At 40.4% G+C, this 13847-nt stretch carries 13 protein-coding genes; all 13 read left to right on the forward strand.

What is annotated here, in order from left to right; genetic code table 11:
• The first annotated feature begins 13 nt into the window (after positions 1-13).
• Positions 14-1081 (forward strand): pseudaminic acid synthase, encoded by a 1068-nt coding sequence (gene pseI, locus JX580_RS02085; RefSeq protein WP_248851143.1) that lies wholly within the window; start codon positions 14-16, stop codon positions 1079-1081.
• Positions 1081-1347 carry an acyl carrier protein gene (locus JX580_RS02090; protein WP_248851144.1) on the forward strand — a complete coding sequence of 89 codons (267 nt, stop codon included), beginning with the start codon at positions 1081-1083 and terminating at the stop codon, positions 1345-1347. Before pseI ends, JX580_RS02090 begins: the two co-directional genes overlap by 1 nt.
• On the forward strand, positions 1344-2867 hold the full coding sequence (locus JX580_RS02095) for a class I adenylate-forming enzyme family protein (protein WP_248851145.1): 1524 nt from the start codon (positions 1344-1346) through the stop codon (positions 2865-2867). The genes JX580_RS02090 and JX580_RS02095 overlap by 4 nt, the downstream gene beginning before the upstream one ends.
• Complete coding sequence (locus JX580_RS02100) at positions 2868-3950, forward strand: FkbM family methyltransferase (protein WP_248851146.1); 1083 nt, start codon at positions 2868-2870, stop codon at positions 3948-3950.
• A gap of 3 nt (positions 3951-3953) precedes the next feature.
• A complete protein-coding gene (locus JX580_RS02105; protein WP_248851147.1) occupies positions 3954-6434 on the forward strand; it encodes a 6-hydroxymethylpterin diphosphokinase MptE-like protein in 2481 nt (826 codons plus the stop codon).
• Between the two features lie 520 nt (positions 6435-6954).
• Positions 6955-7881, forward strand: coding sequence for a flagellin (locus JX580_RS02110; RefSeq protein ID WP_248851148.1), 927 nt, complete (start codon positions 6955-6957; stop codon positions 7879-7881).
• Between the two features lie 47 nt (positions 7882-7928).
• On the forward strand, positions 7929-8852 hold the full coding sequence (locus JX580_RS02115) for a flagellin (RefSeq protein ID WP_248851149.1): 924 nt from the start codon (positions 7929-7931) through the stop codon (positions 8850-8852).
• A 188-nt stretch (positions 8853-9040) separates the two neighbouring features.
• Complete coding sequence (locus tag JX580_RS02120) at positions 9041-9964, forward strand: flagellin (protein ID WP_248851150.1); 924 nt, start codon at positions 9041-9043, stop codon at positions 9962-9964.
• A 29-nt stretch (positions 9965-9993) separates the two neighbouring features.
• The gene (locus tag JX580_RS02125) at positions 9994-10410 is read left to right on the forward strand and encodes a flagellar protein FlaG (RefSeq protein WP_248851151.1); all 417 of its coding nucleotides are present in this window, start codon (positions 9994-9996) and stop codon (positions 10408-10410) included.
• 45 nt (positions 10411-10455) lie between these two features.
• Positions 10456-10911 carry a flagellar protein FlaG gene (locus JX580_RS02130; RefSeq protein ID WP_248851152.1) on the forward strand — a complete coding sequence of 152 codons (456 nt, stop codon included), beginning with the start codon at positions 10456-10458 and terminating at the stop codon, positions 10909-10911.
• Between the two features lie 122 nt (positions 10912-11033).
• Positions 11034-13037 carry a flagellar filament capping protein FliD gene (gene fliD / locus JX580_RS02135; protein ID WP_248851153.1) on the forward strand — a complete coding sequence of 668 codons (2004 nt, stop codon included), beginning with the start codon at positions 11034-11036 and terminating at the stop codon, positions 13035-13037.
• An 18-nt stretch (positions 13038-13055) separates the two neighbouring features.
• Complete coding sequence (gene fliS, locus JX580_RS02140) at positions 13056-13505, forward strand: flagellar export chaperone FliS (protein ID WP_248851154.1); 450 nt, start codon at positions 13056-13058, stop codon at positions 13503-13505.
• Positions 13502-13819, forward strand: coding sequence for a hypothetical protein (locus JX580_RS02145; RefSeq protein ID WP_248851155.1), 318 nt, complete (start codon positions 13502-13504; stop codon positions 13817-13819). Before fliS ends, JX580_RS02145 begins: the two co-directional genes overlap by 4 nt.
• Positions 13820-13847: the final 28 nt, after the last annotated feature.

A 13847-nucleotide genomic window follows, 5' to 3' on the forward strand; every position in this document is an offset into this window, starting at 1 on the left:
CAAGAAGGTTTATATGGCATTGCTCAGAGATATATCGATTGGCACCAAAAAAATTGGCCAAGATCATCCGCCTTTTACTATTGCCGAATTATCTGGCAATCATGCAGGTGATATAAATAAAGCATTAGACCTGATTCGTGCTGCTGCTAAAGCAGGGGCAGATGCGATCAAGCTGCAAGTCTATCGTGCTGATACCATAACCCTTAAATCAGACAAGCCAGATTTCCAAATACCTAAAGGGCAGGGAAATAAATGGGAATCCTACGGCACACTCTACGAATTGTATGAATATGCTTATACCCCTTGGGAGTGGTTGCCTGAGCTGTTTGCTGAAGCGCATCGTTTGGGCGTGAATTTGTTTGGCTCTGTGTTTGACGAAACATCCGTTGATGAACTTGAAAAGTTCAACGTGCCGGCTTATAAAATTGCTTCCCCTGAAGTATTTGATATTGGACTTTTAATTAAAGTTGCGCAAACAGGTAAACCGGTTATTATTTCGACGGGTTTAGCCTCACTCGCAGATTTAGATTTGGCGGTTCGAACGTTAAGAGAGCATGGTACACAAGACATAATTATCTTAAAGTGCACGACCGCTTACCCCACCCCCTTTGATCAGGTTGATTTAAGGACTATTCCAAACTTACAACAAACCTTTAATTGTCATGCCGGCTTGTCTGATCATACCTTGGGGATTAGTGTGCCTATCGCCGCCACGGCTTTAGGCGCTGCTGTGATTGAAAAGCATATAAAACTTGATGAGCATTCAGATTCAGTAGATAGTTTTTTTTCACTTACGGTTGATGAGTTTAAATTAATGGTTGAATCAACAAGGCAAGCTTTCCAAGCTCTTGGCTCAATTAACTACGATCTACCTCCAGAAAGTTATAAAAATCGTAAAGGAACTCGATCGTTGTATGTGTGTGCGGATATTAAAAAAGGTGAAGTATTTACAGAGAAAAATATAAAGTCCGTCAGGCCTGGCTATGGTTTGCATACCAAGTATAAGTCTGAGGTTATTGGAAAAGTAGCGCGAAAAGATTTAACTATCGGCGATAGATTAGAGTGGGGAGTGATTGAGTAATGCAAGCAACTAACTATCATGAAGTTGAAGCACAGCTTATTGAATGGGTTCGCGACATGTCAGGTTTTGAAGGAACAATAGAGGCGCATGATAATTTTATTAAAAGTGGTTGGCTTGATTCTTTTGCCGTGTTGGGACTTATCATGCAAATTGAACAGTACTATAGCTTCAAATTTGAAATGCATGAGTTAGCCAATCCCGAGCTTCAGATTATACAAACGATGGCGAAAACCGTGTTTAATAAAATGTACAAGACGCAAAAATGAACGGATACGGAGAGTTATACCAATACATCGCTAAACACGCGCAAGATAACCCTGAGAAACCAGCTGTTGTTAGCGAAAGCATCACGTACTCCTATCGTCAGCTTATACAACAAGTCGAGCAGTTGGCTGAATCTATATTCAGTGTTTACCCACTTGAGCGTCCCATTCGTTTACTTAGCGTGTGTGAACAACCTGAGCATAATCTGTTATTGGCGCTAAGCATGGCAAAGCTAAATGGCACACTTATTCCGCTTAACTCGCAAACCTCCGCACAAAAAATCAAGCAGGCGTTTGAGTTTGTGAATGCCGATTTTGTCATTATTGATCAAGAAGGTGTCTTATCAGAACTTAAAGAAAAAACTTTAACTTGGACAGCGTTATTCGCAAACAGCAATAAAAAAAATACTATGGAGAAGATGAACCAGGCCTGGTCAAAAAACGAAAGTTTTTTAATCTGCATGTCTTCAGGTTCGACGGGTCAAGCTAAACCGATTGTACTGAGTCAGCGAGCCAAGTTACTAAGAGCAAAACAGTCTATTAAGTTATACAACTTGCAGCCCGATGACGTCGTGCTAAATGCATCGCCATTTTTTCATTCTCTTGGACAGCGACTAACTTTTGTGCCACTCGTTGCCGGGGCCACACTGGTTTATCTAAAACATTTCACGCCATCGTCTTGGATTGAACGGGTTAGGCAGCATAAAGTCACATTTACCATTCCGGTGGCGAGCCATCTTTACGCTTTACAGCCTTGGTTTGAAAAACATTATTTACAACTACAGTCTTTAAAGTGCCTAGTGACTTCATCAGCGCCAATAGATGTTAACTTTAAAAAACGTATGCAGGAAGAAATTGGCTGTGAGTTTCATGAAATCTATGGTGCGAGCGAAGTAGCAAGCGTAACCAATCTAGCACCCAAAGACTTTGCGCAAAAATACACAACGGTAGGTCAACCCATTGAAGGCGTAAGTGTAGCTATCTTGGATGATGCTTATACCAGCCTGCCTATCAAGCAAGTGGGCGAAATCGCGGTTAAAAGTCCATTAAGATTTACAGAGTATTACGCGCAACCTCACTTAACCGAGCAATCCTTTGCAGGTGACTATTTCTTAACCGGAGATCTTGGTTTTATCGATGCAGACGGTTTTTTAACCTATGTATCAAGAAAAAAAGACGTCATTATTTCTGGCGGCATTAATATCTATCCCATTGAAGTAGAAAAAACACTCTTGGCTACCGACCTTATAAAAGAAGTGTGTGTCATAGGGGTAGAAGATAAATTGCTGGGGGAGGTAGTTTTAGCAATTTGCGTTGGGGATGCAAAGGTTGAAATACAACTGAGAAAACAAGCTAATATCGAACTTTTATCCTATCAGCGACCCATTCGTTATTTTTTTGTTGATTCCTTACCTTTAACGGCATCCGGAAAAGTGGACAAAATGAGATTGCGTGAAACTTATAATGCAATGAATGAAGACTGGACAGCTGCAATCAGACAAATGATGTATCGGGAGTTTTAAGTGATTAAATTTCAACAAGCTTTTCCTGAGTCCTTAAGTTTTATTAACGACTTTCTTGATCCGAATAGCAAAAGGCCAAAGTATGTTTTTGGCACAAACCATGAAGCAGAGCAAATTGCTAAACAAGTTGAGTTAAATGGATTTGTGGACGATCTTAAGGCAGAAAAGTTTTTTTTGGACTTACCCGTCATAAAATCTGAAGAGCTTCCTAAAGATGCGCTTGTTGTTATCGTTGCCCTTATGCGCCCCTTAACCATTCAAAAACGGTTGCTGGAGCTAGGAGTAGATCATCTGCACTACATAGCGTTGATGCGCTTCTCCCCTTTAAAACTTGAACAGCCGTGGTTTTGGACTGGGTTTGATGAAGATTTTATCGAGTACAAACCTTTTTATGAGCACTTTGATGCGCAACTTGCTGATAAAGAATCCATAAAAGTATATGAAAGTATTATCAATTTTCGCTTAACAGGCGATTTGAAGTATTTAAAAGGCTTTGAGGATAGACAAGCCAATCAATACTTTGAATCCTTTTTAAGTTTAAAAGACGGCGAAAACTTTGTTGATATTGGTGGTTTTGATGGTAAAACAGCTATAGAGTTTGTGAATCGTTGTCCTAATTACAGCAAAATACATTTATTCGAACCGGAAAAGTCAAATATGACTACAGCAAAAGAGGTGTGTGCTGATGTTAGAAGTCTTTTTTTTCACCCTATTGGTGTTTCAGATAAAGAGCAGGTGCTAGGTATTAAAGTTGGAGGATCGACTTCTAAGATCGTTCCTAAAGGTTTGGGAGACTACGACATCCAGCTAAAGCGTTTAGATGATGTTCTAAAAAATGAAATGGTTAGCTTTATTAAAATGGATATTGAGGGTGCTGAGCAAAGATCACTAAAGGGTTCTGAGCATATAATCAAAGCACAAAAGCCTAAGTTGGCAATATGCGTTTATCATCAGGGTAATGATATCCGTGTTATCTTTGATGAAGTAAAGAAGCTGAACCAGAGTTACAAGGTTTACATCAGACACTATACAGAAGGCGTGGTTGAAACTGTAATGTTTTTCATACCAAGAGAACCGGATTAAACAATGAAAAATTTAAATTTACAAAACCTTATCAAAAATAAGTTTGGTGATAAATACTTTCCAGATGTAAACCATCTTACGTTTGATAAGTTGCCAGCGGAGACACTTTATCAACGTGACTTTGGTGTTCTTTTTGAACAGGATGCTTACTTGTTTATCATAGTGGGCACAGACTCTGGATTGTTTTATAACTTTGTTAAGGATAAAACACAAGACTCAAATAATGAGTTTTTATTTATTGATTACGATGAGGTTATTGGCGCTGCGGATAATCTTAAAAGTGCGGATTGGAATTCTACACCTAAGCTAGTAGATCAAAACTTTAATTTTGAAAAATTAAATGTCGATTTTAAGCATTATATGTTGAGCAGAAAGGTAATGCTTATTAAGTCCTATGCAGTTTTGGATGCTGAAAAAGACGGGATTTATGATCGGTTATGGCACAAGATCGAAACATCTTTTAATCAATTCACTAGAAGTGAATTTAATTCGCAAAGTGCAAAAGTTTTTGAAATTGAGCGTATTTATAATGCGCCAGACAATTTAATACCGGCTAAAGTGCTAGATAAGTCTTTAGAAGGTTGTGATGCGATTGTGTTAGGTGGCGGGCCTACACTTGATGAGTCGATAGAATGGATAAAAAATAATCAGTCTAAACTGATTATTTTTGCGGCAGCGCGTATCGCTAACCGTATGGCGTATGAAGGGATAACCCCTGATTTTTTTGTAAGTGTCGATCCGTTTCCTTGGAGTTTTGATAATGCAAAAGGTGTTCTAGCATTTCATGATCGATCCGTTTTTATTACAAGCTTTCATGCACAACACCGTTTGGTTAGTCAATGGCGTGGGGCGCATTTTTTTGCTGGTGAGCGTTATGCTTGGAAACATGATGGCCGTATTAATAACTTTGATGCGCCTGGTCCAACTGTAACAAATTCTGCTTTGCATATGGCTTTTCTGTTTGGAGCGAAGAGAATATTTCTCTCTGGTGTGGATTTTTGTTTTGCTGGTGGAAAAACCCATGAGTCCTTAAGTGATGAAGCTCAGGCGAATGACCTTTATGCATACCAGACCAAAATGAAACTAGAGGATAATTTAGGTAATCAAACAGAGAGCGAACCGGCTTTTTTTTGGGCCAAACATTCTATGGAGGAGGCTATTCGAACTTATAAACGTGCTAAGGATGTTGAGTTCTTTAGCTTAGGTTCATTGTCTGCAAAAATGGATGGAGTGTCTTATGTACCTGCGCATGAGGTGTCTTTGGGTTTAGCGGATAAATCATCGTTTATGCTGCCTGTATTTGAAAAGTGTCAAGTCACGCCAGAACAACGCTTACAGCATTTGAACGATACTGCAGCTGAATTTAAAAAACAGTTTAACAGGTTTAATAAATTACAAAGGTTAGCAGCGGATGCATTAAAAACCATACCCAAGGTTTATGATAAAAAAACAATGCAGTTAAAGGCAAAACCCGCTGGGCGTGTTTCAAAGCTAAAACATAAGGCAACGCACTTGATTGGGGATGACGGTGATATGCTCTTGAACTATCAAGCTATTTTCTTTGCGGATAGCTTCAAGAAAGTCGTTGACGAGAAAAATATGACTAATGAAGAGGTTGTTGAGCAATTGACTGCCTTTTTTAAAGGGGTTGAATTATCATCAAGACATTTTGCCGAAGCCATAGAAAGCGGGTTAGATCGTGTTAAATCAAGGATCAAAGAAAATGAATGTGCAACGGTTTGTGAATTACTAGAAGTTTGGCGCAAAAACTCAGAAACTGGTCGAGCTTATATCTGGCAAGCTAATAACTTAAATCAAGAACTTGATGAAACACAGCAAGCATGTTTACAGAAAGCGATAGACGAGTATGAATCAGAGTTTTCAAAAAAGGATCATCAGTACAGTCAAATGCTTGCGGATGGTGTATCAAATGTAGCAACACTATATCAACGTGCTGATGAAGCCTATCGAACTCGGAACTTGACCGAATTACGTGGTCTCTATGATCATGCGAGTAGCATGGATGCCAAGGACGAAAGCCAAAAGAATTCATTTGTCACCTTTATCAAAGCCATGATTGAAGAGCTTGATGGTGATATTGAAGATGCCATCGATTTTTATCTTCAAGTTGAAATGCCGTTTTTCCGTCGCATTTCCCTCAATAAAGTCCTCAATATCAAAATCAAGCAACAAAAATATGACGAAGCGCTATTGGTTTTAGAGAATCTCTGCGGTTATTCGCTAGATTTTATGTTGCCTTATGCAGATATGTTAAATATGTTGGGGAATCGAGCAGCGGCTATTGAGGTCTTGGGTATGTTTATCAATCAAAAACCCAAGGCGATTGATGCGCGTATCAAGCTTGCACAATGGCAAATAGAGGCGAGTGAATTTGAACAAGCCAAACAAACTCTAAACAAGGTGCTTGATCTTAACCCGGAAAATAAAGCAGCGGCGCATTTGTTGATGTTAGTGAATGAGTGAGGGGTTGCGGGTATAGATTAGGGTGCTGCATTGTATTAATCTGGATTAATCTAGCTTTTTAAAAAAGCTATCGAAATAAACTGTGCAAACATGGCACACTCAATCCCACAACTGACTTCTAAATTGCAATGAAACCAGCTGTATTTGTGTGAAAATTTCTGAACATCTCACTCTACGTTTATCTGAATAAGAAATAAATTTACTGAAGTCAAGCTTGAAACAGCTTTCGCCAACTATTGAGTTATACCTTTTCGGCAGTCGAACAGCTTCAGTGCTTTAAGCCAGCTTATTTGCCGTTATTTTCTTGTCGTTTTTCATTTTCCCCCTCAAGTTTTTCCCTTTGTGCCGTTAAGTTTATTGAACGCGCTAGGTTTGTTTAAATCCAGACTAGTAAAGCAAAAAAGTTTAAATCAAGTCTAAAGTTTTACAAAACAGGCCGTTATTTAAAGTGAATAAGAAAAAATAAATCGATCTAAATCGATAAATCGTACAAAACACAATCACACAAGGGAGAATTATCATGGCAATGGTAATCAACACAAATATGGCTTCATTAAATGCAGTACGCATTTTAGATGGCACGACTCGCGAACAATCTACCTCAATGGAGCGTTTAACTTCAGGTTTGCGCATTAATAAGGCTGCCGATGATGCGGCTGGTCTGGCGGTTTCAACTGGGATGACGACTCAGATTATTGGAACAGATATGGCGATCCGTAACGCTAACGATGGTATTGGTCTAATGCAGACGCTTGATGGTGCGACTGAAGAAGTTGTGAATATGTTGCAGCGTATGCGTGAGTTGACCATTCAATCAATGAACGGTACTTATAACAATGACAACCGTATGCAGATGGATTCTGAAGTCCGTCAACTGCAAAAAGAAATTCATCGTATTGCTGATACTACCAAGTTTAATGGTATGAATATTATGAATAATTCATCGTTTAGTGCCGCGGCGGTTTCAGCCAGTTTTGCGGGTGTTTCAGCTACTCAGTTATCAGTTGCTGGGGGGTTATCTGCTGCGATGCGATTCCATGTAGGTTGGGAGCATGGCAGTGCAAACCGTATCCCCGTTGCTTTGATGGATTTCACGACTCTAAGTGCAGCAGCTTCTGCATTACGCTTACATGCTGAAGGCATGAGCACGTTTGGTTCTGGCGTTGCTTTGGCCTCAGTTGCATTATCCGTTATTGATACCGGTTTATCTGTTATCAAAAATATTCGCGCTTATTGGGGTGCGATTCAAAACCGGGTTGAGTACACCATTTCTAACCTGCAAAACGTGAATGAGAATATCAGTGCATCGCGCTCAAGAATTTTAGATGCTGATTTTGCGAAAGAAAGTGCGAATTTAGCGAGAACACAAGTATTGCAGCAGGCTGGGATGTCAATGTTGAGTCAGGCGAATCAGCAATCACAGCAGGTGATGTCATTACTGCAATAAAAAATTTGATTTTAAGTCGATAACAGACGTTAAAAAGGAGAGTTACCATGTCTATGGTTATTAACACAAATATGGGGGCAATCAATGCTCAGCGTATTCTTGACGGGACTACACGTGAACAAACCACATCGATGGAACGTTTAACCTCTGGTTTAAGAATCAATAAGGCTGCGGATGATGCAGCTGGCTTGGCAGTAGTGACTGGCATGAAAACCCAATCGATTGGTACCCAAATGGCAATTCGTAACGGTAACGATAGTATTGGTATGATTCAGACGTTGGATGGTGCAACAGAAGAAGTGGTGAATATGTTGCAGCGTATGCGAGAACTGACCATTCAATCGATGAACGGTACCTATAACATGGATAACCGTTCACAAATGCAGTCAGAATTTACGCAGTTGCAAAAAGAGATTCAACGTGTTGCGGATACCACTAAGTTTAACGGTATGAATATAATGAATGCCAGTTCGTTTAGTGGTGCGGTTTCAGCTTCATTTGCCGGTACTAGTGCTGGCGCATTATCAGTTGCTGGGGATCTTTCGACAACGTTTAAAGCGCATGTTGGTTGGGAGGGTGGAAGTGCAAACCGTATTGCGGTGCCTTTGATGAATTTCTCAACATTAAGCGCTATTAATACAGCTATCGGGATCGGTAATTCTGGAATTTCTACATTTGGCTCTGCAATTGCAAAAGCCTCTGTAGCACTTTCAGTTATTGATGCTAACCTCTCAGTCATTAAAAATATGCGTGCTAATTGGGGTGCTTTACAAAATCGCTTGGAATACACAGTTGCGAACTTGCAAAACGTAGATGAAAACATCAATGCCTCACGCTCACGTATTGAGGATGCTGACTTTGCTAAGGAAAGTGCAAACTTAGCGCGTACTCAGGTATTACAGCAGGCGGGTATGACGATGCTAAGTCAGTCCAATCAAAATGCGCAACAAGTTATGTCATTATTGAGATAAGTATTAAATTTTGTTTTAGGTTTCCTTGTGTGTTAGCGGTCTTTATGGCCGCTTTTTTTATTTTTGAAAAAAAATTAAAAATAAACTAAAGCTTTCATTGAAGTGGTCGTTACAAAGTTTGAGAAAAACAAAAACCCTTAAGGGTTGTTATTAAAACGTTGTCCACAACAACAAAAAGGAGAGTCACCATGTCAATGGTCATTAACACAAATATGGGTGCAATGAATGCTCAACGTATCCTAGATGGAACTTCTCGTGAACAGTCTACTTCGATGGAGCGTTTAACGTCAGGTTTAAGAATAAACAAAGCGGCCGATGATGCGGCTGGCTTGGCTGTTGTAACTGGAATGAAAACCCAATCGATCGGAACACAGCAAGCTATTCGTAACGCTAACGATAGTATTGGTATGGTGCAAACATTGGATGGTGCCACTGAGGAAGTGGTCAATATGCTTCAGCGTATGCGCGAACTTAGTGTCCAGTCAATGAACGGTACATACAATGATGATAACCGCAAACAAATGCAATCAGAGTTCGGCCAGTTACAAAAAGAAATTCAACGTGTAGCTGATACCACTAAATTTAACGGTATGAACATTATGAATGCGAGTTCTTTTGGTTCAGCAGCCGTAGCTGCTACTTTTGCAGCTACAAGCGCTGGTGCTTTATCTGTAGCCGCTTCAAATGCATCTGCATTTAAAGCGCATGTTGGTTGGGAAGGTGGCTCAGCGAACAGAATCGGTATTGCCTTGCTAAACTTTTCAACATTAAGTGCGATTGGCGCTGCTGTAACGCTGCACAGTGGTATTTCAACATATGGCTCGGCTGTCACATTGGCTTCGACAGCAATGACTGCTATTGATGGAAGTTTATCCGTTATCAAAAATATGCAGGCAAACTGGGGTGCGATTCAAAATCGTTTAGAATACACTGTAGCAAATTTGCAAAACGTGGATGAAAACATCAATGCTTCACGCTCGCGGATTGAAGATGCGGACTTTGCGCGTGAATCCGCCAACTTGGCACGTACTCAGGTGTTGCAACAGGCCGGTATGTCGATGTTGAGTCAGTCTAATCAGAACTCACAGAACGTCTTGTCATTGTTACGCTAATTTTGATGCAATTATAGGGAGGATAAGTGATGGATATTCATAATGCCCTGACTTCTCCCTCTACTGTGGCGGCGCTGAAAGTTGAACAGCATCAGGCTTCAAAAGAGCTTGCAGTTCAACTGAATCGCCAACCCAGTGAATTGAAGGTTGTATCCTCAAACCCTTTGCCTAGAGAGCTTGGTGCGGGTGATTTTGATCATATTGATCAAATGAATCAGCGTTTAGTTGAAATGGGCGTCGGGGTGACTTTTGCAGTAGATCAGGATACTGGTTCGTCTATTGTAAAAGTTATAGATAAAACCTCCAATGAGGTGATGAAACAATTTCCGAGTGAAGATGCGTTGAGAATGATGCGTAATATTCAAAACTATCTTGATTCGGCAACACAAACACAACTTTCGGATGCAAAAGGTTTGACAGGAAGCCTAATCAATGAAATTATATAGTTATAGAGGTTTTCTTGCTATGTAGAGTTTTATTGGAGGTGAATAATGGATATGGTTTCTGTTTCTAGCCTGGCAAGTACAACAAGTATTCGACCACAACTTAAGTCTTCATTGGAAGAGGGGCTGTCCCCTCATTTTTCTGAGGACTTTTCTCGTTTAGCTTCTAGAGACATAGCGTCTGAAAAAACTAGAGAATTCAGTCCTGTTAATCAATCGCTCCCATCAAGCGAAGTGGATTCATTTAATGATTTTTTGGATCAAGTGAATAAGCTATTGCAACAGCGTGGTGCCAGTTTGTTTTTTGAAATTGATGATGAGATGAAAAGGCCTGTTTTATTTATAAAAGATGCCGAAACTAAGGAAATCATTCGACAGGTTCCTAGTGATTCCTTTTTGGATATGTCGAGAAAAATTACAGACTATCTTGAACGCTCTGCGGCCACTAGTATGGCTAATCAATCGGCTTCCGCTATTGGTTTGTTGACTACGGCAGTGGTTTGATTTAAATGGATTATTAAAAGCGACCTTGTGTCGCTTTTGTTGTTTGTGGGGTTAAGTTTTTACAGGGTGTGCCGATAATTTTTATATAAAATTAAAATAATAGATCAGACCAGGAGAGGAACATGTCAAATGAAATTGGTAGCGCGCTTGTTAACCGCTTAAGTAATAGTGGCATTGATGCTAACAATATGGCAAAAGTGTTGGCTGAGGCTGAAGTAGCGGGGCCGCGTTCGATTATTGATCGGGCAGAAAAACGCATTCTCGAAGAAAAAAGTGGTCTGACGTATTTAAAGGCCAATCTAGAAGCATTTAACTCTTATACCAAAGATTTAGCGGATGCCTCCTTATTTAACAAGTTTTCTGTCAGTTCGTCTAATGATTCGGTACTATCTGCAAGTTTAACTGGGCAAGTGGTGCCAGGAACCTATAACTTCATGGTTCAGGAGTTGGCAAAATCTCACACTATCGTTGCTAATCAAAAATTTGCTAGTCCAAGTTCAGCGATTGATCAGGGTACGTTAAACATAAATATTGCTGGTCAACCCCATAGTATTACGATTGATGCGTCTAATGCGAGCTTGGAAGGGTTGCAACGTTCTATTAATGGCGGTGATTATGGTATTACAGCGTCAATAGTGAATGTCGGTGGACAATATCAAATGATGTTTAGCTCGAAAAATACCGGTGAGGCAAACGAGTTTACTATTTCAGGTTTAAATGGTTTTGATTCACCGGGCGATTTTAATATCACCTCTCAAGCACGAGATGCTGAAATCGAGTTTAACGGTTTACCGATTAAGAGCGCGACCAATACTTTTGACGAAGTGATTTCGGGTTTAAGTTTTCAAGTTAAATCTGAGCAGCCAGGCGTGAATCAGACGATTACTGTCAATCGCGATACAGAAGGTGCGATGGAGGCGGTAAAAGACTTTGTATTCGTCTATAACCAGCTAACCGAAATTTTTAAAGATGTTAGTTCTTATGAGAAGTTGTCTAAAGAAGAACGTGAAAAACCTGAAAACGAGTTTACAGGATTATTAGCGGGTAGCAGTTTGGTGCGTGAGTTGCGTTCTCAAATCCGCGAATCCTTATCGGGTGCAATTGACGGGTTAACGGGGGCTTATCAAAGCCTTGCAGATATTGGCATTACTTTGGATATGAAAGGGGTGATGTCACTGGATGAATCACGTTTTTCCACCGCATTAACCGCTGATTCTGAGAGTGTATCGCGTTTATTTGCCAAGGGTGGTTATGCTGCAGATTCTTCAATTAACGTGCTTGGCGGTTCAGATCAAACACGAGCTGGGAGTTATGCGCTTGAAATCACACAGTTGGCAAGGCGTGCAAGTGTAATGGGGGATAGCGTTGTAAATCCAACGAATGTGGTGTTAGACCCAGGGGCAGAGTTCAATATCAAGGTCGATCAAGCAACGGATGTTATTATTAATTTGACAGCTGGAAGTTATACTTTGAGTGAGTTGGCGCAGTTGATGCAAACCGCGATTAATAATAACAGCACGGTTGCGGCTTCCGGTGGGCGCGTGTCTGTCGGTGTGGATGGCGATCGACTCTCGTTTACCTCAGAGCGATTTGGTGGTAATTCCGTGATTGAGTTATCAGGCTTCCTGGGTATGGATAATGCCGGATTAACTGCAGATTTAACTGATGCGGGTCAAAACGTTGACGGCACGTTAACCATGAGTAATGGCTCAACTCTGAATATTGGTGCTTATGCCGATCAGCAGGACGGTCGTAAAGTTAAGGTGTCGAGTTTTGCTTTTGCCGGTTCCGAACCAGCCGAAGTGCGTGGTTTAGAGTTTGAGGTTTTAGGTGGTGCGATAGGTTCGCGAGGAACGATTGACTTTACCCAAGGGTTTGCCAGCCGCTTGTTTGAAACGATCAACAATAATATTACCAAAGATGATGGTCTAGTCTCTCAGCGTTTAGAAAGCCTAGATATGCGCAACGAGCGTTTAGAAGAACGTCGTGAAAAGATTGACGCGCGTTATGAAAAACTTGAAATGAAATATCGCCTTCAGTTTTCGATGTTGCAGTCGATATTATCAGGGATGGATCAAACGCGTAGCTTTTTAGATGCGACCTATAACCGTCCAAGAGAAAGATAATTTTAATCGGAGCATGAGATGTATCCCAATATGAAAAACAAGTTTGCTCAAGCTTACGCTAATAATTATGTTGAAACTGCGGTTTCAGAAGCTACGCCCTATAAGCTCGTAAAGTTGTTGTATGAGGCAGGTTTAAAGAATGTGGCGGTCATTAAGGTTTTCATTCAGCGTAAGGATATGGAGAAGAAATCTGAGTTTGTCAGTAAGTTAATTGGTGTGCTTTATGGCTTGCGCGGTGGATTGGATTTAGAAGCTGGTGGCGATGTTGCGGCTAATCTTTATGCACTTTATGACTACTTAATTAGGTTGACATTTCAGGCATCGGCAAAAAATGATCTTGAAAAGCTTGATGAAGTTGAAGAACTTTTAAAAGATCTTTCAGATGCTTGGAGTCAAATGCCTGCTCAGTTTCAACAATTGTCTCAAACTCAATTGTTGAGTATGCGTCAAAAAGTGAGTGCTGAGTGATGTCATCAGATGTAGATGATAAGTTATTGTTATTGACCGATTCTCAGCAAATGTTGATTGCTGCCCAGCAGGCTAACTGGCCACAGTTGGTTATTTTAGAGAAGCAATTTGAGCAGCGTGTCAAAAGTTATTTTCAACAACCAGGCCTGGTTGTTGAGGAAAACCAAGCCTTAGCAAAACAATTAATTGATCAGCAAGATTGTGTTCAAGCGTTAATTAAACAAGCACAGAAAGAAATCCAGGGTTTAATGAATGTGGAAGAGCATAATGTCAAAGCAATGCATTCCTACCTTGCCGCTGAAAAAAGCAAATAAGGTTTCAATTAATTCGGTTTAGTGGCAC

Source organism: Thiomicrospira microaerophila, from assembly GCF_023278225.1.
In the GTDB taxonomy this organism is placed as follows: domain Bacteria; phylum Pseudomonadota; class Gammaproteobacteria; order Thiomicrospirales; family Thiomicrospiraceae; genus Thiomicrospira; species Thiomicrospira microaerophila_A.